This is a genomic window from Sporolactobacillus putidus (assembly GCF_014647035.1).
GTDB lineage: Bacteria > Bacillota > Bacilli > Bacillales > Sporolactobacillaceae > Sporolactobacillus > Sporolactobacillus putidus.
The window spans coordinates 52459-76967 of the sequence record NZ_BMOK01000015.1 but is presented as its reverse complement, the minus strand read 5'-3'; the positions used below and the strand labels follow the sequence as shown (position 1 = coordinate 76967).

General features: G+C 47.1%; 27 protein-coding genes and 2 pseudogenes. 6 read left to right on the top strand and 23 right to left on the bottom strand.

Annotation, left to right across the window (positions count from 1 at the left end):
- Positions 1-75 precede the first annotated feature (75 nt).
- From IEX81_RS14255 to IEX81_RS14205, 11 genes are all read right to left on the bottom strand, one after another.
- Complete coding sequence (locus IEX81_RS14255) at positions 76-1161, bottom strand: mandelate racemase/muconate lactonizing enzyme family protein (RefSeq protein WP_188804534.1); 1086 nt, start codon at positions 1159-1161, stop codon at positions 76-78.
- 21 nt (positions 1162-1182) lie between these two features.
- The gene (locus IEX81_RS14250) at positions 1183-2103 is read right to left on the bottom strand and encodes a S66 peptidase family protein (protein WP_188804532.1); all 921 of its coding nucleotides are present in this window, start codon (positions 2101-2103) and stop codon (positions 1183-1185) included.
- Positions 2104-2212: 109 nt separating this feature from the next.
- The gene (locus IEX81_RS14245) at positions 2213-3826 is read right to left on the bottom strand and encodes a peptide ABC transporter substrate-binding protein (RefSeq protein WP_188804530.1); all 1614 of its coding nucleotides are present in this window, start codon (positions 3824-3826) and stop codon (positions 2213-2215) included.
- On the bottom strand, positions 3823-4854 hold the full coding sequence (locus tag IEX81_RS14240) for an ABC transporter ATP-binding protein (protein WP_308424091.1): 1032 nt from the start codon (positions 4852-4854) through the stop codon (positions 3823-3825). Before IEX81_RS14240 ends, IEX81_RS14245 begins: the two co-directional genes overlap by 4 nt.
- 5 nt (positions 4855-4859) lie before the next feature.
- A complete protein-coding gene (locus tag IEX81_RS14235) occupies positions 4860-5816 on the bottom strand; it encodes an ABC transporter permease (protein WP_188804526.1) in 957 nt (318 codons plus the stop codon).
- Positions 5816-6751 carry an ABC transporter permease gene (locus IEX81_RS14230; RefSeq protein WP_188804524.1) on the bottom strand — a complete coding sequence of 312 codons (936 nt, stop codon included), beginning with the start codon at positions 6749-6751 and terminating at the stop codon, positions 5816-5818. The genes IEX81_RS14235 and IEX81_RS14230 overlap by 1 nt, the downstream gene beginning before the upstream one ends.
- A gap of 163 nt (positions 6752-6914) precedes the next feature.
- Positions 6915-7241, bottom strand: coding sequence for a DUF3870 domain-containing protein (locus IEX81_RS14225; RefSeq protein WP_188804523.1), 327 nt, complete (start codon positions 7239-7241; stop codon positions 6915-6917).
- Positions 7242-7539: 298 nt separating this feature from the next.
- The gene (locus tag IEX81_RS14220; protein ID WP_188804521.1) at positions 7540-9069 is read right to left on the bottom strand and encodes an MDR family MFS transporter; all 1530 of its coding nucleotides are present in this window, start codon (positions 9067-9069) and stop codon (positions 7540-7542) included.
- A 197-nt stretch (positions 9070-9266) separates the two neighbouring features.
- The gene (locus tag IEX81_RS14215) at positions 9267-9443 is read right to left on the bottom strand and encodes a hypothetical protein (protein WP_188804519.1); all 177 of its coding nucleotides are present in this window, start codon (positions 9441-9443) and stop codon (positions 9267-9269) included.
- Positions 9436-10098 carry a YhbD family protein gene (locus IEX81_RS14210; RefSeq protein WP_229727631.1) on the bottom strand — a complete coding sequence of 221 codons (663 nt, stop codon included), beginning with the start codon at positions 10096-10098 and terminating at the stop codon, positions 9436-9438. Before IEX81_RS14210 ends, IEX81_RS14215 begins: the two co-directional genes overlap by 8 nt.
- 121 nt (positions 10099-10219) lie before the next feature.
- On the bottom strand, positions 10220-10555 hold the full coding sequence (locus IEX81_RS14205; RefSeq protein ID WP_188804517.1) for a winged helix-turn-helix transcriptional regulator: 336 nt from the start codon (positions 10553-10555) through the stop codon (positions 10220-10222).
- 444 nt (positions 10556-10999) lie between these two features.
- Between IEX81_RS14205 and IEX81_RS14200 the strand changes: the two genes are divergently transcribed.
- Together IEX81_RS14200 and IEX81_RS14195 are read left to right on the top strand one after the other, a co-directional pair.
- The gene (locus IEX81_RS14200) at positions 11000-11770 is read left to right on the top strand and encodes a DUF5683 domain-containing protein (RefSeq protein ID WP_188804515.1); all 771 of its coding nucleotides are present in this window, start codon (positions 11000-11002) and stop codon (positions 11768-11770) included.
- The gene (locus tag IEX81_RS14195) at positions 11767-12231 is read left to right on the top strand and encodes a hypothetical protein (RefSeq protein WP_188804513.1); all 465 of its coding nucleotides are present in this window, start codon (positions 11767-11769) and stop codon (positions 12229-12231) included. The genes IEX81_RS14200 and IEX81_RS14195 overlap by 4 nt, the downstream gene beginning before the upstream one ends.
- On the opposite strand, the gene IEX81_RS14190 is transcribed toward IEX81_RS14195, so the two are convergent.
- The 5 genes from IEX81_RS14190 to IEX81_RS14170 all read right to left on the bottom strand — a co-directional run bounded on the left by IEX81_RS14190 (position 12198) and on the right by IEX81_RS14170 (position 16232).
- Positions 12198-12668, bottom strand: a complete 471-nt coding sequence (locus IEX81_RS14190) for a Fur family transcriptional regulator (protein ID WP_188804511.1) — start codon at positions 12666-12668, stop codon at positions 12198-12200. The genes IEX81_RS14195 and IEX81_RS14190 overlap by 34 nt on opposite strands.
- Before the next feature lie 284 nt (positions 12669-12952).
- Positions 12953-13198 (bottom strand): hypothetical protein, encoded by a 246-nt coding sequence (locus IEX81_RS14185; RefSeq protein ID WP_188804509.1) that lies wholly within the window; start codon positions 13196-13198, stop codon positions 12953-12955.
- Positions 13199-13293: 95 nt separating this feature from the next.
- A complete protein-coding gene (locus IEX81_RS14180; RefSeq protein WP_373292387.1) occupies positions 13294-13629 on the bottom strand; it encodes an ArsR/SmtB family transcription factor in 336 nt (111 codons plus the stop codon).
- Between the two features lie 77 nt (positions 13630-13706).
- Entirely contained in the window at positions 13707-15266 is a 1560-nt protein-coding gene (locus tag IEX81_RS14175; protein WP_188804507.1) for an ABC-F family ATP-binding cassette domain-containing protein, read from the bottom strand.
- A gap of 444 nt (positions 15267-15710) precedes the next feature.
- Positions 15711-16232: a GNAT family N-acetyltransferase gene (locus IEX81_RS14170; RefSeq protein WP_188804505.1), complete on the bottom strand. Its 522-nt coding sequence runs from the start codon at positions 16230-16232 to the stop codon at positions 15711-15713.
- A gap of 237 nt (positions 16233-16469) precedes the next feature.
- On the opposite strand from IEX81_RS14170, the gene IEX81_RS16790 reads away from it, so the two are divergent.
- Entirely contained in the window at positions 16470-16820 is a 351-nt protein-coding gene (locus tag IEX81_RS16790) for a hypothetical protein (protein ID WP_308424090.1), read from the top strand.
- A gap of 294 nt (positions 16821-17114) precedes the next feature.
- Here the strand turns inward: IEX81_RS16790 and IEX81_RS14160 are convergent, their stop codons facing one another.
- The 5 genes from IEX81_RS14160 to IEX81_RS14140 all read right to left on the bottom strand — a co-directional run bounded on the left by IEX81_RS14160 (position 17115) and on the right by IEX81_RS14140 (position 21252).
- Positions 17115-18566: an NADP-dependent glyceraldehyde-3-phosphate dehydrogenase gene (locus IEX81_RS14160; RefSeq protein ID WP_188804503.1), complete on the bottom strand. Its 1452-nt coding sequence runs from the start codon at positions 18564-18566 to the stop codon at positions 17115-17117.
- A gap of 398 nt (positions 18567-18964) precedes the next feature.
- Positions 18965-19573 (bottom strand): C39 family peptidase, encoded by a 609-nt coding sequence (locus IEX81_RS14155; RefSeq protein WP_188804501.1) that lies wholly within the window; start codon positions 19571-19573, stop codon positions 18965-18967.
- Between the two features lie 79 nt (positions 19574-19652).
- Complete coding sequence (locus IEX81_RS14150) at positions 19653-19871, bottom strand: hypothetical protein (RefSeq protein ID WP_188804499.1); 219 nt, start codon at positions 19869-19871, stop codon at positions 19653-19655.
- A gap of 104 nt (positions 19872-19975) precedes the next feature.
- The gene (locus tag IEX81_RS14145; RefSeq protein WP_188804497.1) at positions 19976-20461 is read right to left on the bottom strand and encodes a dihydrofolate reductase; all 486 of its coding nucleotides are present in this window, start codon (positions 20459-20461) and stop codon (positions 19976-19978) included.
- A complete protein-coding gene (locus IEX81_RS14140; RefSeq protein ID WP_188804495.1) occupies positions 20458-21252 on the bottom strand; it encodes a thymidylate synthase in 795 nt (264 codons plus the stop codon). Before IEX81_RS14140 ends, IEX81_RS14145 begins: the two co-directional genes overlap by 4 nt.
- Positions 21253-21402: 150 nt before the next feature.
- On the opposite strand from IEX81_RS14140, the gene IEX81_RS14135 reads away from it, so the two are divergent.
- From IEX81_RS14135 to IEX81_RS14125, 3 genes are all read left to right on the top strand, one after another.
- Positions 21403-22386: a hypothetical protein gene (locus IEX81_RS14135; RefSeq protein ID WP_188804493.1), complete on the top strand. Its 984-nt coding sequence runs from the start codon at positions 21403-21405 to the stop codon at positions 22384-22386.
- Complete coding sequence (locus tag IEX81_RS14130) at positions 22383-23183, top strand: protein-glutamine gamma-glutamyltransferase (protein WP_188804491.1); 801 nt, start codon at positions 22383-22385, stop codon at positions 23181-23183. The genes IEX81_RS14135 and IEX81_RS14130 overlap by 4 nt, the downstream gene beginning before the upstream one ends.
- Positions 23184-23330: 147 nt before the next feature.
- The gene (locus IEX81_RS14125) at positions 23331-23690 is read left to right on the top strand and encodes a YhjD family protein (RefSeq protein ID WP_188804489.1); all 360 of its coding nucleotides are present in this window, start codon (positions 23331-23333) and stop codon (positions 23688-23690) included.
- Between the two features lie 88 nt (positions 23691-23778).
- Here IEX81_RS14125 and IEX81_RS14120 read toward each other — a convergent pair.
- Positions 23779-23970: pseudogene (locus IEX81_RS14120) on the bottom strand (oxygen-dependent tRNA uridine(34) hydroxylase TrhO); the annotation flags it as partial.
- 99 nt (positions 23971-24069) lie between these two features.
- Positions 24070-24360 (bottom strand): annotated as a pseudogene (locus tag IEX81_RS16630) (IS4 family transposase); the annotation flags it as partial.
- Between the last annotated feature and the right edge of the window lie 149 nt (positions 24361-24509).

The window sequence follows — 24509 nt, the reverse complement described above, 5'->3', positions numbered from 1 at the left end:
TTTTCAAAGATCAATGAGAAACAGAGAAATGAATCTTATTCAGGTCTTGACTTAATACCACAAGACTCCCTTTTGTCAGTCATCGATGAGCACCTTTTTTATTCCCAGTCCCGGGTCTTTGGGGAGAAAAATTTGATTCTGCTGAAAGCGGACCCCGCCGATCACCGGATCGGACGCAAACATGAGCGGCGCATCGAAATCACAGCGGGTGACATTCTTCTTGCCCGCAGCAAAGTGACAGGCAGCGGTCACGGAAATTTTCGATTCGATCATGCAGCCGACCATGCACTCCACACCGTAGACTTCAGCCAGTGCATTAATTTTTTCCGCTCCCGAAATGCCCCCTGCTTTCATTAATTTAATATTGATCATATCGCAGCCGTGAATGGCAAGAAGATGCGCCGCATCACGAGGACTGAAGACGCTCTCGTCAGCCATAATGGGAATCTCAGCGTTTTCCGTTACCCGTTTCATTCCTTCAATATCCCATGCCGGGATCGGCTGCTCAACAAGTTCAATCCCAAGATCCATATCTTCCAATCTGTGAATCGCGGTAACGGCTTCCTTGACGCTCCATCCCTGATTGGCATCCAGCCTCAGTTTCACATGATTCCCGACTGCCCGGCGAATTCCGGAAACGCGTTCAATGTCTTCCCCTATAGTTGAATTGCCGACTTTAATTTTCAATGTGTCAAAGCCCATTTCAACAAGCGACCGCGCATCCTCAATCATCTCTTCAGTGTGGCTTACACTGACTGTATAATCCGTTTCCAGCCGTGTTGTATAGCCTCCCAGCAGCTGATACAATGGCAGATGAACTTTTTTGCCGAGGCAGTCGTAAATAGCAATATCTACAGCGGCTTTTGCGCTGGAATTGTTCAGAATCACCTTCTCAAGAATCGACTCAATCTGCTCTTTCTGTTCAATTTCCAGCCCGATGATGGAGGGTCGGATAACCTGCATGACAGCATAATTAATACTTTCAAGACTGTCACCGGTTATGACATGGGTCGGCGGCGCTTCGCCAATACCGACAGTTCCGTCGTCACAGTATATATAGACGACAATGCTTTCCGCTTCACTCACAGTCCGAAGCGCCGTCTTGAAAGGCTTCTTCAAAGGAATCGAAAGTCTCTTTGTTTTAACGTCAATAATTTTCATAAGTTTCTTCTCTCCCACTCTCTAGAAAACTCCCGGCTGAACCCACAACTGTTTCTTTTCCGTATCCAGAAACGCTTCCGTCCCCAGAGGTACAGAAAAATTCGGCCGGCAGTGCCCGATCAGAAATCCGCTCAGAGCAGGTTTTCCCGAAGAGCCAAAATAAGTTTTGAAAACTTCATCAAAGGATGGTGAGTCATCCTCTTCTATCAAACGATCCAAACGGAAGTTCCCGATCACGAAACCAGCCGCCTGATCAAGTTTTCCGGAGAGGCGCAGCTGATTCAGCATGCTGTCCACTTTGTAGGGATCCTCTCCAATGTCTTCAATCAACAGCAGTTTTTTTTTCGTATCGATTTCAAATGGCGTGCCAAGAGTGCTGACCAATAACGAAAGATTTCCGCCGACAAGGGGCCCTTCCGCTACTCCATCCGCAATCACGTACAGATTGGACACCTGTTCGTCATACCTCAGCCAGCCGGGCTGAAGAAGCTGGGAAAATAATAGTCTGGAGAGCAGCGGCACGTCTGCCATCCCCCAATCGGAGGCGAGCATCGGCCCATGAAAAGTTACCAGTCCCGTTATCTGGCGAATAGCCGTGTGAAGGTAGGTGATGTCGCTGTACCCCCAGAAGATTTTCGGATGACGGCGGATCAGATTAAAATCGATCTGATCGGCAAACCGTGCGCTCCCGTACCCCCCTCTGGAACAGATAATCGCGCGAACCGTGTCATCCAAAAACATTTCGTGAAAGTCGCTCAGACGCTCTTGATCCGACCCGGCCAGATATCCATTCACATTGCGAACATATTTTCCGACCTTGATCTGGAAACCGAGCTGTTTAAGCCAGTCGACGGCACGGTCCAGATTCAGCAGTTCAGGCGGTCCGGCAGGACTGATCACCCCGATTGTATCCCCTTCCCGCAATCGTTCCGGAACTATCATTCCTGTCACCTATCCTTGATTGCTTAATTCAACGAAAAGCCGCTTTCCGATATCAGGAAAACGGCTTATGATTGATCATCGGCGATTATGTTTTATGCCCCTTTTTGAGCTAATTGGTTTTCGACGCCCACTTCAAATCGATGTAAGCGGCCGGATGAAAGACAAGTCCATGGACTTTACTGTTCAGCAGAAACGTCTGATTATAAAAATACGTCGTAAAAAGCGGCATCTGCTGGAACAGCAGCTTTTCCGCTTTGTACATCAGCGCAAAGCGTTTCGTGTCATCTTTTTCGTTTTTCGCCTGTTTAATCAGACTATCATATTCGCTGTTGCTCCATTCCATGCTATTAATCGGCATGCCGGTCTGGAAATTTTCAAGAAAATTGATCGGATCGCCGTAATCGGCAAGGAAGGAACCACGCGAAAACTGGAATTTTCCCGCTTTCTGCTGAGACTGGTACACGTTCCACTCCATATTGGCAAGCTTAATATTAATGCCCAGATTTTTTTGGTACATAGCCTGAATCGCTTCGGCAATCGACTTGTTATTATCACTCGTGTTATAAGTCAGAGTGACCGGCGGGAGTGTTTGCCATCCTTCTTCCTTCATCCCCTGGGCAAGGAGCTTCTTTGCCTGCGCGGGATCGTAGTTGTACAGGTTGCCGCTGTGCGCGCGAAAGTCCTGACCGCTCGGATCTTTAAATCCCGGAGAAACAAAACCGTAGGCGGGAACGTTTTTCTGTTTGACAACATAGTCCGTGATCTGCTTGTTGTCGACGGCCATCGCAAAAGCGCGGCGGATATTAATATTATTGAAAGGTTTCATGTTGACATTCATGCTGAAAAAGTACGTCCCCGCCTGCTGCGCAACATGGACTTTTCCTTGTTTAAAAAACTGGCTGGACAAGTCCGCCGGAACCCCGGCCATATCAAGCTGGCCCGTTTTATACATTTGATATTCCGTGTTCGGATCGCTGACCATCGCCCAGTCGACTTCATCAAGCTTTACGGTATTTTTGTCCCAGTAAGTGCTGCTCTTTTTAAACACCATATTGGAATCATGTTTCCATGACGCCAGTTTGAACGGCCCGTTACCGACAAATGTGCTCGCGTTGGCGTACCACTTCGAATTCTTTTCAGCAACCTTCTGATCAACTGGGAAAAACGCCGGGTTGGAAACCATGCTGATAAAGTAGGACTGAGCTGAAGTCAAGGTTACCTGAAGTGTTTTTGAATCGATCGCTTTCACCTGTACATCGTTAGCTGAACCCTTTCCGGTGTTGTAGGCTTCCCCGCCTGCAATCAGATAAGCAAGAAATGCAGCGGGGGCAGCCTTTTTCGGATCGAGCATCTGTTTCCAGGCGTAGACAAAATCGCCGGCCGTCAGGTCATCGCCATTGTCCCATTTCGCATTTTTGCGAATATGGAACGTGTACGTCTTACCGTCCGCGGAAACATCCCATTTCTGCGCGATTGCCGGCTGCGGCTGGTTGTCTTTTCCAAGGCGGGTCAGCCCTTCCATCAGGTTGTTCAAAGGATCCCATGAAACTTGATCATAGCCCATCGGCGGATCCAAAGATGTCGGTTCAGCCCCGCTGTTCAGTTTCAATATTTCTTTTCCGCCGCTGCTTGATGCATTCGGTTTTGCCGTACAGCCGCTGAAAGCAAAAACCAAGATTACTGCGATTCCAAGCAGTGATGCCTTGCTCAGCCACTTTTTCAAAACGATTCCCCCTGATTTTGTAGATTTTCAACCCTTTGCCGGTTTTCAACTGCTCTTTTATCTAAAAGCCAGCAATCAACAGCATGATGCGCGTCAAGCGTCGTTGTTGGCGGTTGAACATGCTCGCACACTTCCATCGCGAACGGACACCGCTGACTGAAGGCGCAGCCTGCGGGGGGCAAAAAGAGATCAGGCGGCGCACCGTTGATCGGTCTGAGGGTGTCCGAGGGAAGATCAAGCCGAACAACAGAGTTCAGTAAAGCCTGGGTATAGGGGTGCCCGGACCGATAGAAAATATCGCGTTTAGCCCCTAGCTCGACAATTTTGCCCGCATACATCACGGCAATCCGGTCGGCAACTTTGGCGACCACACCAAGATCATGGGTGATCATGATGATTGCCACGTCTGTCTCTTTCTGAATTTTATTGAATAATTCAAGAATCTGTGCCTGAATGGTCACGTCAAGCGCTGTGGTCGGCTCATCCGCGATGATCAGATCAGGTTCACAGATCAGTGCCATCGCGATCACGATTCTCTGCCGCATTCCGCCGCTGAACTGATGCGGATACTGTTTCATCCGTTCTTCAGGATTGGAAATGCCGACGAGTGCAAGCATCTCCATGGCTTTGTCTCTGGCCTGCGTTTTTGTCGCCTTTTTCTGATGTACGATACCTTCCGTGAGCTGTGAACCAATGGTCAGGGTCGGATTCAGAGCGGTCATTGGATCCTGAAAAATCATGGACAGATTCACGCCCTGAATCCGCCGCTTCTGTTTGGGACTCATTTTGACCATATCCCTGCCTTTGAAAGAGATGACTCCTTCTGTTATTCTGCCGGGCGGCTCAGGAATGAGGCCCATAACCGCGAGCGATGTCGCACTTTTACCACAGCCGGACTCGCCGACAATCGCCAGTGTTTCTCCTTTTTCAAGCGAAAAACTGACCCCGCGGACGGCCTTCACTTCCCCTCCGTGGGTCTTAAAGGAGACATGAAGATTCTTAACGTCAAGCAATGGTTCCTGTTCCACTGTTTTCATCTCCTCAATTTCGGATCCAGCGCATCCTGAAGTCCGTCGCCAAGGATATTAAACGCGAACATGGTTAACGAGATAAACAGCGCCGGGAAAAATAACTGCCACCAAAGGCCCTCAAGGAACGGAGTCAGCCCGTCACTCGCCATAACACCCCAGCTGGCATAAGGCGCCTGAACGCCCAGTCCGAGAAAACTGAGGAAGGCTTCCGAGAAAATTGCCGACGGAACAGTCAGCGTCATCTGGACGATGATCGGACCCATGGCGTTCGGAATCAGATCCTTGCGAACGATCCGCCATGTTTTGCTTCCGAACGATTGTGAAGCCGTAACAAACTCATAATTTTTCAGCTGAAGAACCTGGCCGCGGACAATTCTTGCCATTCCTGTCCAGCCTGTAACCGTCAGGGCGACGATTATCGTGAGAAGGCTTGGCCCCATCACGACCATCAGAAGAATGACAACCAGAAGATAGGGCAGACCATATAAAATTTCAATAATCCGCATCATGACAAGATCCGTTCTGCCCCCTATGTATCCCGAGATCCCTCCGTAAGCAACGCCGATCAGCAAGTCGACCAGCGCTGCAACCAGGCCGACAAACAAAGAAATCCGCGCCCCGTACCATGTCCTTGTGAAGACGTCCCGTCCGAGGTTGTCCGTTCCGAACCAGTGACCGGCGGAGGGCTCGAGGTTCTGCATCACTAGGTTCTGTGCCGTGACAGAATGGGATGAAACAATAGGGCCGAGTATGGCCATGAGAACGAGCACAATAAGAAAAGTCAGTCCGCCGAGCGCCAACTTGTTTTTTCTTAACTGAATCCACATATCATGCCAATAAGAAACACTTGGGCGAACAATTTCCGGTTGTTTCTCCTGATTTCGGTTCAATGCTCGAAACCAGAGATCAGGCACCTTTTCCGGAATCCGCTGAGACCATTTTCCGTTCGCGGCTGCCATCATCTTGCCTCCCTGTCCATCTTTATTCTCGGATCGAGCCATCCATAGGCGATATCCACAAGAAAAAGCATCACAATCAAAATGGCACTATAAAAAACGGTTGTTCCCATGATGACCGGATAATCACGCGAGTTAATGCTGTCAACGAAGTATTTCCCCATGCCCGGAATAGCAAAAATCTTTTCGATGACAAATGTACCGGTCAGGATTGCCGCTGCCAGCGTGCCAAGAACGGTGACAACGGGAAGGAGAGCATTTTTCAATGCGTGTTTGAAAACGATCAGGACCGGGGAGAGTCCTTTTGCCTGTGCCGTTCTTATGTAGTCTTGGGTCAGGACTTCCAGCATGCTGGAACGGATCAGACGGGCGATGATCGCCATCGGCCCTGTCGCCAATGCGATGATCGGCAGAATCATGTAACTCACACCCTGCCACGTTCCTGCCGGAAACCACTGAAGGTTGACGGCAAATTCCTGAATCAGCATGGTTGCAAGCACAAAATCCGGAATTGAAATCCCGAAGACGGCGATCGTCATCGCGATATAATCAATAAGCCCGTTATGTTTCAACGCCGCAAGGACGCCGAGCAGCACCCCCGAAAGAATCGCGACGATCAACGTCCACATGCCCAGCTCGAAAGACACCGGGAACCCGCGGCCCAGTAAATCATTGACCGTCTGGGCAGGCTGTTTGATCGACGGACCGAAATTAAAGGTTGCAACCGACTTCAGATAGATCAAATACTGGATGGAAAGCGGCTGGTTCATATGATAGTGCGCTTCCATATTCTTCAAAGCAGCTCCGCTGATCGCTTTCCCGCTGCTATTGTTGAACGGGGAGCCGGGAATCGCGTGCATCAGAATAAAAGTCAGCGTTGTGATCACCCAGAGCGTTAAAATCATCGCTGTAAATCTTTTAATAATGAACTTTGCCAAAAAAGGTATCCTCCCTTCGAAAAAAATGACTAAAATAACACAATATTGAAACAATTAATAGTGCATTAAAGTGAGTAACAAAGCGTTCAGACACTGTTTCTTGATATTTTCATTGAACGACAAAATCCAGCCTTTAAAAGCACGGGCTGGATTTTGTCTAGGTTTATGTAGACAAAGCGGCTACGACCTGATTATATTTCTTTAAAGCGTCATTAAAGGCGACAATGAGCGCCCTTTGCGAGGAACCGAAATAACGCAGGCGGATTTCTTCGACAATCGATGGATCGTTCATAAATCGTCCAATAAGTAAGGAGCGGACGAAACGTACGGTCATCTGTATCGTTGCCGAACACTCCACATCGATAATTCTTCCGTTTGTCCGATCAACGACCAGTCCGAGAAAAAACTGATGAAACTTGATCGTAATCGGATTCTTCTGCGAAGATTTCGAATCTCCGATAATGAAAATTGTGTCATTGTTATAATGCATCTTTCAAAATTCCTTTCCAATGCATCTATCAGGTGATTCAAGGGGCTGTCAATGGGTCGTTGCAGAAACTTGAATCGTGAAAAACATTTTAAAGGAATAAAGTTAGTATATAGTCGAAATTAATCTATGTCAATATTTAAAAAATTGTTTTTTTACGTAACTTCTTAGTCAAAAGAAATGAGCGGGGAATTTTATTGTTGAAAAATAATACTTAATCTTCAGTCGTGTCCAGTTTTCTGGTGGTCTAAAATCAAACAAAAAAAGCCTTCCCCCTATCGAAAGGCTCTGTAGTTATCTTTCAGGATCTGTCCGGTATCTTGACCGAGGCCAGCTTGTCACCCGGCATTAAAGCAATCAGAAGAAGAGCCAGCACAGCCGGAATGATCGTCCAGAGAAAAGTGGCGGTGATCGAAGACGCAAGGACGTCCGCTAATTGATGCAACACCTCTTTTGGAACATGCGACCGTGTTTCAGGTGAGAGCAGCGCCCGCGGATTGCTCAGCTGGTTCAGAAATCCGCCGTGGCCCATCGAGCCGAACACATCTTTAAGCTTCGAAGAGAGAATGTGGCTTTGAATCGTTCCGAATATGGTTATCCCGACCGTTATACCGAACTCACGCAGAAATGCCAGTGTCGCATTGGCAGATCCAAATTCCGTCGGCTTAAATCCATGAATGGCCGCCATCCCGAGAACAGCAAATGATGCTCCGACTCCGTATCCGATAATCACCATATAGATCATAACAAGTGAAAACGATGTATTCGCGGCCATCGTACCCGCAAGGAGCAGTCCGATTATTAAAATAACGCCATGCAGCAGCATAATGGCCCTGTAACTCATTCTCTGGGCCAGAATTCCGCCGGCAACGCTTGCCGCGGTGACGCCGACCATCATCGGCAGCAGCATTAGGCCCGCGCTTGTCGCCGTGCCACCGAAAACGCCCTGAATGTATATCGGCAGCATAACGATAGCAACCACAAAGGGTATGCCGTAGACGATACCGACCAGATTGCTGACAGCGTATAGTCTTCTGTGAAACATTTTAAAGGATATAATCGGTTCCGACGCCTTTGTCTCGGCAACGAGAAAAAGAATGAAAAAAATGGCAAAAGAAGCGAAAAGGCTGATAATGACGGAGGAAGTCCACCCGTACGTATTTCCGCCCAGTTCAACCGCGAACATCAAGCTGACAGTCGAGAGCACGAGCGTTGCCGCACCCGCCCAGTCAATGGCTTGTTTCTCGTGTGCGCGCGACTCCTGATAAAATAAGGCAATGAGAACAACGGCGATCACACCCAGAGGAATATTAATATAGAAGATCCAGTGCCAGTTCAGATGATCGGTAATGAAAGCTCCAAGCAGCGGTCCTAAAACGCTGGAAAGTCCGAAGACGGCTCCGAACATGCCGCTTAATTTTCCCCGCTGCTCAAGCGGAACAATGTCAAAGACGATCGCAAAAGCAATCGGCATCAGGGAACCTCCGCCTATCCCCTGCAGCGCCCGGTAAATACTGAGCTGTGTCATGGATGTAGCCGTTCCGCAGAGAACGGAGCCGAACAGGAACATGCAAAGACCGAAAATAAAGAATCGCTTTCTGCCGTACATGTCGGAGAGCTTGCCGAAAATCGGCATACCGGCCATCTCGGTAACCAGATAAGCCGAAGTAACCCATACGAACTGGTTTAGTCCCCCAAGATCAGAGACAATCGTACCCATAGCTGTCGAGACCACTGTCTGATCCATTGATGAGATGAAGATGCCGAGCATTAATCCGGCCAAGACGAATGAAAATGTTTTGCGTGAATCCAATGATTTTGGCTGTTCCATAATCCGCCTCCTCTATTCCCTGACCGCAGAATTTACTTTTGCGCTCTCTGCTTTTTGATAATCCGATTTATACGTGGCTTCATCGATAACGCAGCCGGCCCCGATCGTCACACGGTTGCCTCTCACCGTACGGGCGGCAGTTTCTTCAAGGTAGATATCATCTTCTTCAATGCTGTCGACCGTCAGGCCCTGTTTTTTTAAACTCTTAAAAAGCTATCGCCGTAAACCGCACACTCTCCAACGACTCTGCACGACCCGATATCGAGATCGCCATGAACTTCGCATTCACCCACGACGCGCATTTTTTCGAACTTCCCGCCGCCCGTTGAGCTTTCTCCCATTACGGTCAGGTTTCTCATTCCCGTCTCAGCCATTCGGTCTCCCCTCCTCCACTGCATCCAAAGACTTTCCATGGTTTTCAATTTGCGCGACTAATGCTTCGATGGACTGCTGCAGATGGATCAGGGCTACAACATGAACCTCGCTTTCAAAAAAAGCATCCGTATCTCCAGCTACGATGAAAAAGATAGGAACACCCATTTTTCGAATGAAATAAAGGCGGCCGTTTCTTTCAGAGACATCATTCCCATAGGACTTCAGAACCTGCAGAAGCTCCTTCCCCTCGTCAAGGTTCATTTTTCCGGTTCGGAGCAGCTTTTCAAGCAGAAAAAGCGACAAAAGCTGAACGAACCGGAATGTTTCACTGTCCCCTTCCGCCTTCAGATAATAATTCAGGACAGTCTTAGAAACAATGTTGCACTCGAGCACTTCCTGCTTGGAAAGCCTGATTTTTTTTACAGACCGTGGTGAAAAACGATCGGCAAGTTCATCAAGCGACAGAGTATCTTTCAGAGCGGTGATCTGAGAAACGCGTTTCAGGATCTTCTCCTTTGGGAAAAAGGTTTCTTGGCCGGTATAGGTTGCCTTGCGGATGAACCACGTCTCGGGGATCAGATTTTTCCTTTTCCAGCGATAGAGCTGACCATAAGAGATGCCGGTCATTTTCAGCAGATCCTTCTTGGTAATCAATTTATTATCTATCCTGATCACCTCCTGTATGGCCAATGATGAATGCCGCAAGCCAAATATAACATAACATTGTTATGCTGTAAATAAAAAAAGAGAGGAAAGCAATTCTTCCCCTTTGACTTTAAAGTATATCTTTTCTTTTTTCCTCAACTTCAATCCACATCTCGGCCCAATTCTGGATAGCTCTGATTATCGGCTCCACAGCCTTTCCCTTTGATGTCAGAGAATATTCGACCCGAATAGGAACCTCCGGAAAGACATTTCTTTCAACAATACCTTCAAGTTCAAGTTCTTTCAATCGTTCGGAGAGAAGCCGGCCGCTTACGGGAATGGACCCCTGTATTTCACAAAAACGCTGTTTTCCCTTAAGAAGCTGGAACAGGATGAGTCCTGTCCATCGTTTACTTAAAATAGAAATTCCTTTTTCAAACTTAGGACAAAGGTCTGTCTGTGTCATTTTGTCTGCCCCCGGATTTTTAATCTAAAGCCTGTCCTGATCTTCTCCTGGAATAGATGAATATTTTCAAAGTGACCAAGCTGGAAGTTCGGCGGAACACCATGCTGAGAAAAAATTTTTTACATGCTGATTTCACTTTCATTATAAAAACAGCATCATTTCGTCAGTATTCTCTCCAGAATTGAAAAACGTTAAAGTATGAGAAATATATCACAATCAGTTTAAAAAACAGACCGAGTCGTATTGAACATAACTTTAAACCTTCGAGATGTCAGATTGGCGCTACCAGCCGATGTGAACAGGCACGCCGCTTCCTGTGCATAAATTCCTATATCTTTGGAACATTATTATAGCAGTTTATTTTTAATTATGAAGTGACTATTCACATAGATTGCTGACATTTTTTTGCCTGTTTTTTTTTATAAAGCCAGGAGGGGATTGAAAATGGCCAGACGCTACAAAGCCGTTCTTAACTGTTTCGGAACCTCGCAGATCCACTATCGAAACCCCGTTGTCATCGCCTGGTGGTCTTCAGCACTCCCCGGTTTCGGGCACATGCTTTTGAACATGCACATTAAGGGAAACATATTGTTTCTTTGCGAAATTTTTTTAAATGTTCAATCCAATCTCAATCTGGCAACGGTTTATACGTTTACTGGAGAATTTGATCTTGCAAAGCATGTGCTGAATACAAGATTACTGATTATCTATATCCCATTTTACATCTTTTGTATCTGGGACAGCTACCGGTCAACCGTCGATCTGAATAAAAATTTTTTTCTTGCTGAAAAAGAGCCATTCGAACTGCCCGTTTTCGACATGTCGGCAATCGAAGTATGCTTTCTCGATAAACGCGTTCCATGGGCGGCAGGAGTTTGGTCACTTCTTTTTCCCGGACTCGGTCAGCTGTATAACCGGAGGATCATAACCGCTTTTGCTCTGCTCATCTGGATGCTTGTCATTACATACAACTCACATTATCTGGACAGTGTTCACTTGCTCTTTTATGGAAAACCGGGCGAGGCAAAGGAAATCCTTAATATGGAATGGCTTCTTTTCTTCCCCTCACTCGTATTCGGCGCGGCTTTTGATGCTTACTCAAAAACAGTTGAACATAATAAACTGTTTGACAGCGAACAAAGGGCTTACCTTGAGAAAGAATGGCATTCGGAAAGCACACACATTTCTTTTATTAAAAAGGGGGAACAGCCTTGATAGAAATTCTCTGTGTTTTCGATCATTCACTATTCATTGAAATGACTCTGGCGTCCCTTATGGATTTAGGAATTGAGAAAGAGGACATCATCGCTTTCACTTTGAAACAGCGTCCGGATGAGCCTATTTTATTTGATTCGCTAAATTATCAAGATGGAACCAGTTTATTTGATTTGGCAGCAATTTTTGCTACCATTCTGGGCGTGATCGGAGCAAGCATCGGCTTCCGCCTTGTCTGGGGACCGATTGTCTGGGGCATCATTGCCAGTACCAGCGGATTTCTAACCGGGTTCGCCATTGATTACTTGCTTACAAAGACAAGAAGCCGGATGTCGGCACGCCCATCCGCCGTCTTCCCCCGAGTTATTCTGGTTATCCGATGCAGACGAAATCAGCAAAACAGTGTGGAACAGCTGTTATGGAAAAATCATGCTCTCGGGCTCACGGTCATTGATGAATGATTGTTCTTTCTGCTCTTATGCCGCATTTCTTCCTGGCAGTTTTTACAGTAACCATAGATCTCAAATTTATGGCCGGTCACCTTAAAATCAGGATCGAGCTTTGAAAGATCCTGCATCGGGCACACTTCAATCGTCTTGGTTTTCCCGCAACGGAGGCAAATAAGATGATGGTGATGATGTTCGGTACAATGAAACTGAAACACCTTTTCCCCGTCCAGTTCGGTCTCCTCCAGAATCAAAAGTTCCTTGAACAGAGAAAGATTTCTATAGACTGTATCAAAACTGATACCGGGATAAGCATCCTTTAATGCAGCCTGAATCTCTTTCGCAGACAAATAGCCTCCGCTCTCCTCAAAAAGTTCCAATATATCTTCACGTTTGTCCGTGTGCTTAAAACCTTTGGTTCTAAGAAGAATCAATGCTTCACTTTTATTCAATCCATTTCCGCCTCTTTCCGGCAAGTAAAACTTTTTAAACTTAATCTTATCCTTAGCTTAACAATTTTTATCGAAAAGCAACAGAAAAACACGATCTTATTTTGCATTTATGATATCAAATGTTTTTCAAATAACCAATAAAAACGGCCGCCTTTTTTTCACTTTTCGCCATTGAATAATACTATAAGTTTTCGCCAGTTTTAAAAAAAAGAGTTCTCACTCCGGAGAAACTCTCATAAATATATGTTCCCTTTTTTGCGGCTTAACTGTACCCTGATTCTGTATTACCAGAAAAGAGCGATGGCCGTTATTGCTGCGATTGATGCCAGAGCAATCGGGAATCCCCAACCCCAGCCCCACACAAACATTCCGGGTCCGTCAGACCGGACCCCATCCAAAGGCTGAATATATACGTTGCGACCGTCAATCCTGGTCAGCATCCCCCGATGAATAGAGCCGTCGTGGCAGCGGATCTCAACACACTGATTCACCAGCTTGTGGCATCTTGAACAGATATCGTCGTTTAGCAAGCTTCTTTTTCCTCCTCGCACGCTGGATAATTTCCATAATATGCGTTTGGAAGAACAGTGAAGCGGCATTTGTCATCGTGTGGAGAAGAAGAGAATCAATTGATTTTATCTGCATAACCATGGCGTGCATGGTCGATCGTCTGCGCCAGCAGGTTCATCACGTGTTCATCTTCCTCTGAATAATAAACCGTTTTCCCGCTGCGGCGCGATTTGACAAGACGCAGGTTTTTCAAAAAGCGTAATTGATGCGAGACTGTGGACTGCTGCAATTCAAGTCCTTCAGCAATCTCGGTCACCGAACACTCCTGCTGCGATAACAGGTAAAGGATCCGGATTCGCGTCGGTTCCGATACAGCTTTAAAGATCCGGGAAACCGCAGATAATGTGTCTTCATCCAGATCTGCATTTTTCCTATCGGCCACTTGATCCACCCTTTAGTCCTTTCGATTCTGATAACTTCTTAAAATTAGCAGAAGTTGAATTAGATTGTCAACCGAATAGAGCAGGATTAGTCATCGGATATCTCAGCGTGTGCCGACCAGTTCTCAATATCCCAAACCTTTGTTACCCAATTTTCATAAAAACTGCGTTCATGACTGACCATGACAATGGTTCCGTCATACCTCTCAAGCGCTTCACCAAGCGATCCCTTTGCGTCCACGTCCAGATGGTTTGTCGGTTCATCAAAGATCAGCACATTGCTTTTCTGAAGCATCAGCCTGGCAATTCTTACTTTTGTCTCCTCCCCGCCGCTTAATGTATTCATCGGCTGGCGCATATGCTCCGCGAACACCCCGCACTGGGCCAGATGCTGCCGCAGCACTTTTTCGGGCAGCTGCGGAAACTGCTCCATCATCCACTCGAGCGGCGCAAGAGCCAGCGGAGCGGAAAGCTGGGCAAAGTACCCGGGAACAACTCGGTCGCCGATCATGACTTTTCCGGACAGCGGCGCAATTTCACCAAGCAGCGTTCTTATAAATGTGGTTTTCCCGATCCCGTTATGACCGGCAATGGCCACTTTTTCACCGCGCATGATCTTCAGATCAATTGATGGAAGAATCGGCCGTTCATAGCCGATGCTGACTTTTTCTGCAGAAAAAATCATCCGTACCGGCTGCTTATCGACCGTGAAATGAAACCGCGGCTTCCGAACAGAAACCGGGGGATCTATCCGTTCAATTTTACTGAGTTTCTTCTCGCGGCTTTTCGCCTGTTTTGCTGTAGCGGTCCGCACCTTATTTTTCTGAATGTAGGTCTCCAGTTTCCTGATTTCCCTCTGCTGCTGGCGGAAAGCAATCGCATGCTGCTCGGCGCGCGCCTCATGCTGTTTAAGAAAAGATTGGTAGTTGCCCACGTAGCGGATCAGTTCGTGATTCTCCAGGTGGTAGACAAAACCCGAGATCAGATTCAGAAATGCCGTGTCATGAGACACAACGATAAAAGCATGCGGGTAGCTTCTCAAGTAATCGGTCAGCCAGTGGATATGCGCCACGTCAAGATAATTTGTCGGCTCATCAAGCAGCAGCATTTCAGGGGCCTCAAGCAGAAGCCTGGCGAGGCAGAGTTTCGTTAACTGTCCCCCGCTCATCTGTCCGACGTTCGTGTCGAGACCGATTGCGGTCAGTCCGAGACCGTCCGCCATTTCATGAATCCGCGCATCGATCATGTAGAAATCATGAGCCATCAGCAATTCCTGAAGCCGGCCGTATTCTTCAATCACACCATCAGAAATATCAGTGTCTTGCATCTTTTCCGCCAGTTTATTCATTTTACTCTCCGCATCCAGCAATTCCTGAAAAGCGCTCTGCAGGAAAGTAAAAATTGTTTTATTTTTTCCAAAATGCAAGTGCTGTTCGATTACACCAACGTGCAGATCCCTTTTCTTTTCAATGATCCCGCTGTCAGGTAAAAGCTTGCCCGTCAGCAGCTTTAAAAATGTAGATTTCCCGGTTCCGTTTTTCCCGACGAGCGCGATATGCTCGCCTTCCATCAGGCGGAAATTCATTTGTTTATAAATCAGCTTGTCTCCGTATGAAAAAGACAAGTCTTTCGCTTCAATCAATAACAATTCTCTATTCCCCTTTCATTCCGGCCTCCGGGGCCGATAACCAGAAAGGTCCCTTGAAATCCGTCCATAACAAAAAAGGGACGGAGTCAAGGCGCCCCATCCCTTTTCTTGTCCGCAGACGATTCCACGAATTAAGCAGAAGCAAACCTTTATCTGTTACCGCACCCGACTGGCCGTAAAACGTACTGATTAAGAAGGCAGACTTCACCTTCTCAGGCCAATTTCAGTGCAAGAATAACAGATAAGAACATGGTTGCTTCCACTTCCTTTTTATCAGATAAATTTATTGTACGCTATTCCTGATGCGAAATCAAACACCGGCTGTGAAACACGGCGGTCTGACTTGCCGACACAAAAGCCGGAACAAGCCGTTTTTACTGCAGCCTGACCGTCTCCTCGGTTAGCCAGTTGGGGCGGAAGCAGTGTCTTATTCATTCCAATCATTCATGGAAGAGGGCAATGATAGTCGAGCTCAAGCTCATGTTCGATCCTAATTCCGTCCGGGCTGAGAAGCGGTATGGACGGCTTGAGCTTTCGCGCCTTATTAACCGCCCCGACACGAAGCTCCGTCAGGGAAAATCCTCTTTTTTGGTAAAATTCCAGTGCCCGAAGATTCTCGTTTGTTGTCGTCAAACATAACCGGTCCATTTTTTTGACCATTGACAGACGAATGACTGCAGCAAGCAGTTCCGAACCGACGCCTCGATTTTCTTCAAAACTGTCCAGTGAAATAATTTCCATAGTTCCACCGGTTGTATTGAAGGTTGCAAAACCAATGATGCGGATGCTGTCATCGGCCAAAAACCCTTGCAGTGTGGTCAGATCATACTTTTTTCCGTGTACGATCATCGTTTTTTCGCCCCAGTGTTTCAGCGCGAGCGTCTCAATCTGTTTTTGATCTTTCTTCATGATCGGCCGAATAGAAAAATCTGTCCGTCCGTCTTCCAGCAGTTCCTCCTTCTTCATGTTGGACATCCCTCCCTCAAATAATTTTTTTCTGGGTATCCGACAATAATCAATCGCTTATGAGTAGGAAACGGATGTTACTGGGTTCTTAACTATAAATCCGCTGTTGCCCATGGACAGATGCCCGCTCTTTCCCGATCCCCCGACATAGATTAAGAATAGGCCAAGATGGAATTTTGTTTAGACAGCCGGAGCAATTAAATTTCAAGATTCCGGTGACAGGGAGGTAGGTTTTACATGTCGTCTAATGAATATTATGAAAAATGCCGTGCTTTAGTTGACCAGCCTGTTGAAATTAAATGCAATGACGGGAATGTCTATAATGGTATCGTCGATTCCGTCGATCAAGAAAAAGTGTATCTGAAGCCATTCGACACATTTAACCCTGAGTCGGATAACCGCAATCCCGGAGTCTTTTTCTTCGGTCTCCCTTTCTTAGGAGGCTTTGCAGGGGGACTGCTCGGTGTCGGGCTCGGCTCGATCATCGGCGTCAGGCCGTATCCCTACGGCCCGATACCTCCATATGGACCGGGCCCTTATTACGGACCCTATGGGGGATTCTATGGACCGGGCCCCTACTATTACTGATAACTGTCCATTATTACCAGGGAAAATCCTGCTTCCCAATCTTTTTATCGAAAAGGCACGCATATCCAGTCCTCCCGTTTTCCAAACTATATCCTGAAAAAGTCCGAAAAAAAGAGAAGCCTCCCGCTTCTCTTTTTTTACACTATAGGAGAGTATAAAATTTTAAGGATTATAGTGTTAGGGACCGAACAGATCGCCGCGTCCTGCGGCATGTTCGGCATTAGGCCGTCCTGGCCGTCACAACTAAGGCTCAGTCTGCGCCAGGGCTTAGCTTCGCCAAGTTTTCTAATCGTATTATTTCAAATTCATAACGGTCACTTTCTGGCGAGACATCGAGATCAGACTGTTGTGTATCCCTTGCACGCCCATCCCGGATGCCTTGACTCCGAGGAACGGGAAGTGATCCGGTCCGCGCTCCGTACGTCCGTTAATCTGAACCGTACCGGCCTCGACCTGTTTCGCAACGGCAAATGCGCGGTCAATATCCTGTGTAAAAATGCTGGCCTGCAAACCAAACTCGGACTTATTAGCCAGTTTAATGGCTTCCTCGTCCGTTTTCACCCGGATAACGGGAAGAACAGGTCCGAATGGTTCAACCCAGGCAACGTCCATCTCTTCCGTAACGTTGTCGAGCAAAGTCGGATAGATAAGATTGTCTTTACGGCTGTTGCCTGTAACGAGCGTTGCATTTTTTGCAAGCGCATCGTCGATCAAACTCTGGACGAAGTCTGCGGATTTATCGTCGATCAGCGGTACGATCGTGCTGTCTTCTTCCGGAGAACCAACGGACAAATTTTCTACTTGGCTCTTGAGCATCGCAACCAGCTTGTCTGCAACCTTTTCATTCACGAGAACACGCTTGATCGCCGTGCAGCGCTGGCCGGAATAAGAGAAGGCACCGTTCATGATGCTCTTCACCGCCACGTCAAGATCCGCATCTTCACAGACAATAGCCGGATCCTTCCCGCCAAGTTCGAGGACAAGCGGAATCATAGCCGATTGTTTTGACAAATGGCGCCCGGTACTCGATCCGCCGGTAAAACTGATCATGTCGATCCCCTTATGTTCAACAAGGTAGTCACCAATCACTGAACCGCGGCCGGTTGTCAGACTGAGTATTCCCTTAGGAAGTCCGGCTTTATCGAGCGCCTCAATCATCTTGATGCCACTGATCGATCCCTGAGTTGCCGGTTTAAAAATTACACCGTTTCCAGCCATCAGCGCCGGAGCAATCTTAGAAGCGGCAAGATTAACCGGGTAATTAAACGGTGAAATCGCCAGAACAACACCCAGCGGCTCTCTTTCAACAACACCCAGTTTTTTCTGCGGTCCGCCCGGAAATCCATCGCCTCTCAGACTCTCTCCATGCATATGCAGTGCTTCTTCTACAGTGTACCTGATGAGATCGGCAGTTCTCACCACTTCTTTTCTTGAATCCTTATAGCCCTTGCCCACTTCCTGCATTACTGCTCTGGCAATTTCTTCTTCATCTTTAACAAGTTCATCAGCCCAGCGATTCAGAACGGCGCCACGCTCACTCAATGACAATGCCGCCCATTTTTTCTCTGCTTCATGGGCTGCGCGGATTGCCTCATCCACTTCTTCTTGTGTCACGGCCTGGACAAAACCTATTGTTTCGCGAAGATAAGGGGATTTTATGGCAATCGTCTCGCCGGAAGAACTCGGTTTCCATTCTCCGGCTAAATAGGCCTTGTAGGTCATCAATTCTGATACATTTGAAGCCATACCCATCATTTCTCCTTTATTTGCCAATTCGAATCCGTGTATTGACAATTTTTTTCGTTTTCCCGTATCCAAAGGTGCAACAAAAAAACTGATTTTCAAGTGGTGCATATATGCATCATCGCATGAAAATTTATTTTTTTCCAGTCTCTTGCTCAGTCTGGAAAGAAATAGTCATCACCCGGATAAGTTTAGTCTGAATATATCTTACCTGTTTAATATTAGGTTTTAAAGCAAATTCATGGTTTTGTCAAGAAATATAATTTCCCTGTGATCAACATCACATTGAGGATAATTTTTTCTATAAAAAAGTTTAATAATCTGCTTTCGGCAGTTGCCTGTCCTATATCCCGATCGAAATCCCTACCACGGGTACCGGCCACATTCCCCAAGTCCGTCTATTATCGGAAAGACACAGCCTGACTGAACAGCTGTTGCCATCCGGCAATAAATTTTTGCTTAGGCGTGCGCCTGTTCTTCTGAGGCCGCAGCGGGTCATTAAAGTAGACAAACTGATCGTCAAAACCTGTGACAACAACCGAATGTTCCTTGTATGTAATGTCCAGCGGCCCGTTTTCGGTAAACCACGTCCGGAAATAGCGCTGCGGCAATGGTCTGAACCATTCGTTGTTAATTACCCAGACCGGCCTGCACCGTTCGATCTGATGTTCCACAAGTGAAAAATCAGATCCGGTTAAATCCACGATGCGCGTTCCGAGATAACGTGAGGCAAGTTCTGCAATCGGTTTATGATAAACGCCAAGTCCCGGGGATCGAAAATCGGTCATCGATCCGACAAAGCCTTCGTTCGGATCGCCGAAATAGGTATCTCCGTTCTTCTTTTCATACGGAATCCGGCTTTTTCGTATCTCCCCGGCCAATGTCAACTTGTCCGCCTCCACGCCTGCATAAGCCAGAAGCATCGCCAGACTGGTCACCTCGCAGCCTCTTGGAAGCTCGGGCATCTGTGCGATCAGAGGTACGTCCAGAATATTTTGTTCCCGGACCATCCGGCATCCCTCACTTTGTCTATTTTTATCATTCAGGCTCTGTTAAAAAGCGAAAGGGCCCGTAAGATGGAGCCCCTTTCTAAAGTTCTGTTTCTTCCTTAATCCCTATCAAGTTCACAAACGGAGCAGCGAATAAGGCCAGAATTGCGACAGGCAGCCATGCGATGATCAAGAAGAGGAAAGCGGCAACGTGACGCTTTTTCCACGTTTGCCAAAACGGAAGCAGGCCCAGCATCCATCCCATCATCAGCCCGGTTATTCCATAACAGAGGATAAGCTGAAGAGAGTAACCGATCATTCATATCAACTCCGTCACCCTTTTTAACAGTCTATGCACCGGGTGCAAAGGGGTGAAAGAGATGAATAAACTACTGTCTTAATGATAAACCTCAAGCAGTCTATTCACACACGTTCATAGACAAAAAAAGTGTGCGGAAAAACATTCTTTTGATCAAGTATTCCAGGTATTTCAGAGACAGGCCGCCACTTTTCTTCATTAAAAACCGTGAAGTATGTATCTCCTTCAAATTCTGCATCAATCCGGGTTATATACAGACGGTCGGCATAAGAAATAAACGTTTCGAAAATTCGCGCTCCTCCTATGACAAAACATTCTTTTCCAAAAGGAATCCCGCTTTTCAAGAAATCTTCTGCAGAATGAAAGACATCAACATCTTCATGTTCAAACTCCGGATTACGCGTCAGTACGATATTTTTTCTCCCCGGAAGCGGTTTTCCGATCGAATCGAACGTTTTCCTGCCCATGATAACCGGATGGCCTGTCGATAATTTTTTAAAATAGCGCAGATCTGCCGGTAAATGCCACGGCAAATCATCATCCCGACCGATCAGCCGGTTGCGGTCCATCGCAACAAGAAATGAAATCATACGGACACCTCGCCTTTGATGTGCGGATAAGGATGATAGTCTTCAATCCTGAAATCATCATAATCAAAATCGAAAATGGACGATACGTCACGCAGAATTTTCAGTTTAGGAAGCGGCCGGGGAGTCCGCAACAGTTGTTCTTTGACCTGGCTGACGTGATTCAGGTAAATATGCGCATCGCCAAATGTATGGATAAACTCCCCGGGTTCCAGCCCTGCCACATGGGCGATCATCTCCGTCAAAAGCGCATAAGAGGCGATATTGAACGGCACCCCGAGAAAGATATCGGCGCTGCGCTGATAAAGCTGACAGCTTAGCCTGCCGTCATTGACGTAAAATTGAAAGAGGCAGTGGCATGGCGGCAGTGCCATGTCCGGAATGTCCGCAGGATTCCAAGCCGTAACAATCAGACGGCGGGAATCCGGCTGGTGAATGATCTGGTCAACCACATTCGAAATCTGATCTACGGTCCCGCCGTTTTTGCCCGGCCACGAGCGCCACTGATGACCGTACACTGGGCCAAGATCACCTTTTTCATCCGCCCATTCGTTCCAGATACGGACCCCATGATCCTGAAGATATTTTACATTCGTATCGCCCTTCAGAAACCAAAGCAGTTCATAAATAATCGATTTATAGTGCAATTTCTTTGTCGTCATCAGTGGAAAACCCTTTTGGAGATCGAAGCGCATCTGATGACCGAAGACACTGATCGTTCCGGTTCCGGTTCGATCCGATTTCCGGTGGCCTTCTTTCAGAACTCTGCGGCACAAATCCAAATACTCTTTCATGATCAATCACCTCTCACGTCTCTCTGTTCTCTATAGTTTATCATAATCCGACAAACCCTGACACTTTTGCCGGAGCGCGTTTACGAAATCATAATTGTCTGCGGTGATGCATAATCATGTTAAAAGCACCGTTAATGGGAGGAGAAAGCGATGAACGCCGACACGCAGCAAGGCAATCATCTGAATCGTCTGCGCCGCGAACGTCCCGGCGCTTTACAAGAAGAGTGGACACACCTCTGTCAGACAGACATCAAAAGCGCACTCAGGCTGATTAATGATCCGAAGCTTGAATTTCCGGCTTTGTTCACCTTGAAAGATCAATTAGAGGAACGGGGAGCCGTCCTGAATCCACGCAACCGTATTGCTCTCGCCCACATCCGTAATGTGCTTCAGGGAGCCGACCTTGGAATTGACACGAACGCCCCTTTTCCAGATCAACACGATCTTGTTGTCGGATCGCTCCTCTGGATACTTCGTACCGGATGGAAAAACATTCTTTCCACAGATTACGCTCAGGTCATTGATCTAACAGCGATTCATATTCTGCACACGTACCATCAGGACTGGACAAAAGAAATGATCGATCTCATTTTCTACCGTTATAAAAACAAAAGTCAGCGCCATTATTTGATCAGTGCCCTGCTGGAAACCGCAAACCCTGCCTGTCTGGTTTATCTGGCCAATTATCTTCTTTCGGACCAGACTGTGGAGAGCGATTATGCCCGGCGCATGCTCTCTTTTATTCCGGAAGTCCGTCACACTCTGGACTGTAAGAGCGCCTTTTTTGTTTTTGAGACCTGGTACGAAGAAAACGGGCATTATCTGGTCTATACGGGGGAGACGAACGATGCCGTTCCGGGCGGCAGGCCCTACCGGATTCATTACAGCGCAAAATATCTCGGAAAAGCGGTCATGCCCCGGAACGGAGAGCCGATCCAGACACTTTTGCCTGAAGAAAAAAGAAGTTACCTAGCTTTCTTAAAATTACCACGCAAGACTCAGATTGCCCTTTCCAACTTTTCCGCTCAACTGCGGAAGCGACAGCCGAGAAACTGGCGATTCTGGATTGCACAGCCTCTGAACCAGCAGATCGGTTCTCTCAGGGAGCGCCGTTATGGGGGTGAAGGTGCGTGATTATTGTTGAAGGTCAGACGCTCACAACAGATTCATTGGAGAGCTTCAGTGTCATCGGACAAAACGCTTCGAAAATTGTTCAGGCCATGATCCATTCACCGGAAATGTTCATTTACCCGTCCCGCCGCGAACTGGCTTTTGAAATCAAGTTCCGTTCTGAAACGATTGCTGCGGCACACGCTCTTCAGGACAGCCGAGCCGCATTCGCCACCTTTTATTACTCGGCATGCAACGAGCTTTTCTGGTCTCTGACAGGTGAAGGCGGTTTCGAGCTCAGACCCGGGCGACAGCCTTCGGAAGCCATACGCGACATCTTTAGAAATGGAGACGCCTATGCCTTTGAGTGCGCAACTGCAATGATGATTGTCTTTTATAAGGCTCTGATTGAAACTTTGCATGAAGAACGCTTCAATGTTATTTTTCAGCACCTCTATCTTTGGGACTGGCAGAATCACCCCTTTTTTCCTTTAAGAAACGTAAGCTACATCACATCTGGAATTCCCGGAGATGTCCGCTACTTTAAAAATCCCGAGGTCAATCCCCAGACACCGCAGTGGCAGGGTGAAAACGCAGTCGATCTGCCGAACAATCTCTACTTTGGTCACGGAATCGGTATTCTCCCCGCTGAGCAGATCATTGCGGAGCTTAACAAATATAGAAGAAGAGGCGCGGAGATCTCCGCCTTTCTGATGCCGGGCGCCACCCGTCCAGATTACCTCGCGCTTTCGGAGCTTGATGCCGGTGTGCAGACAGATGTTATAAGAATTGCAGCGGGAACATCGACTTATACTTTTTAACGGCCATCCGAAAATCGGACGGCCGCTTTCTCTTCTTAATTGACCGTCGCGATCTTTTTCCGTACGTCGAAGTATGGGGGAGGTTTCTGATTTGTTGTTGATAAAAGAACATATATTCGCCTATAATGAATGCAGGTGATATCCATGATGGCCATTGAATTGACTCCGCACGAAAAAAAGATGATTCAAAAGTATATATTTCTTCCACTGGTACGAACGGCTCTGGAGCACGACAAAAAGGTCATCGGTATCACGAGTGCTAAATTCAGAGAAGGCTACATCACGGTCATCGACAGAGCAATCCATCGTGTGACAAGCGACATAAGGAAAAACAAGGATGACCTGTTTGAACACCATATCCGGATGACAAGGATAAGCTGGCTTGATTATGAAGTCTGCGCCAGGAACCGGATTTTCAACGTCGTTTACCAAAAAAGTGTGGCCGGAGAGTGGATTCGCGAAAGGATCGATGACTATCTGCCGTTTTCGCATAGACATTTCTACTGACCGCCGCGGGCACACGCAAAAAGCCATCTGAATGTTTCTTCAGATGACTTCATCACGTGAATAAGGCCGAAGAGCGCTTTTTTTTAAATCAGGGATGTCCGGCGGCCTCTCTTTGCCGCTCCTGTTCCAGCTTAAGATTGTAACGATTGCGCGGATGCTCCCGGCAGGCATCGCTGCAGGAACGTTGATGCTTTTTTTCGCACGCTTCACAGCAAATATACTGCCTGTTGCATTCGGGATTCGCGCAATTGACGATCCGGTCGGTCGGCTTGCCGCAATATAAAAGGATTTCTTCACATTTGTAAAACTAACATTATTCAAATTTATATCAACATTTGTTGCAATAAGGTCATATTTTTAGTTGCCTAACTTACTTTACTCAACTTTCGCAGCTTATTTCTGGCAGGTAAGCCTTGATATAGTTGGGTAGTCTGTCAATCCATTGCTGGAGTTGACAAATGATTCACTTCTTGATCGTATTTTTTGTCCAGGCTAGAGCTTCATGGAGAAGATCCAGAAGCTGGGTCAGGGCAACAGCCCAATTCAGTTCACTCATTTTGTCGCAAAGCTCGTAAAACATGCCACCTAGTGTCCGTTCGTCTGAACTGCAGCGATTCCGCCACGCCAGAAGAATCAACCGGGTAAACACGATTGTTGTGTGGCTGATCAGAAGAGATAGCCACAGGAGAAGCCGAAGGTCTTAGTCATTCCTGCCTGACGCAGATGCTTCAGAATTCCCAGCTCATCAAATTTTGGCCTTATAACCATCCTCACAGTATCATTTGAAATAGGCTTAAATATCATTATGTAAATAATAAC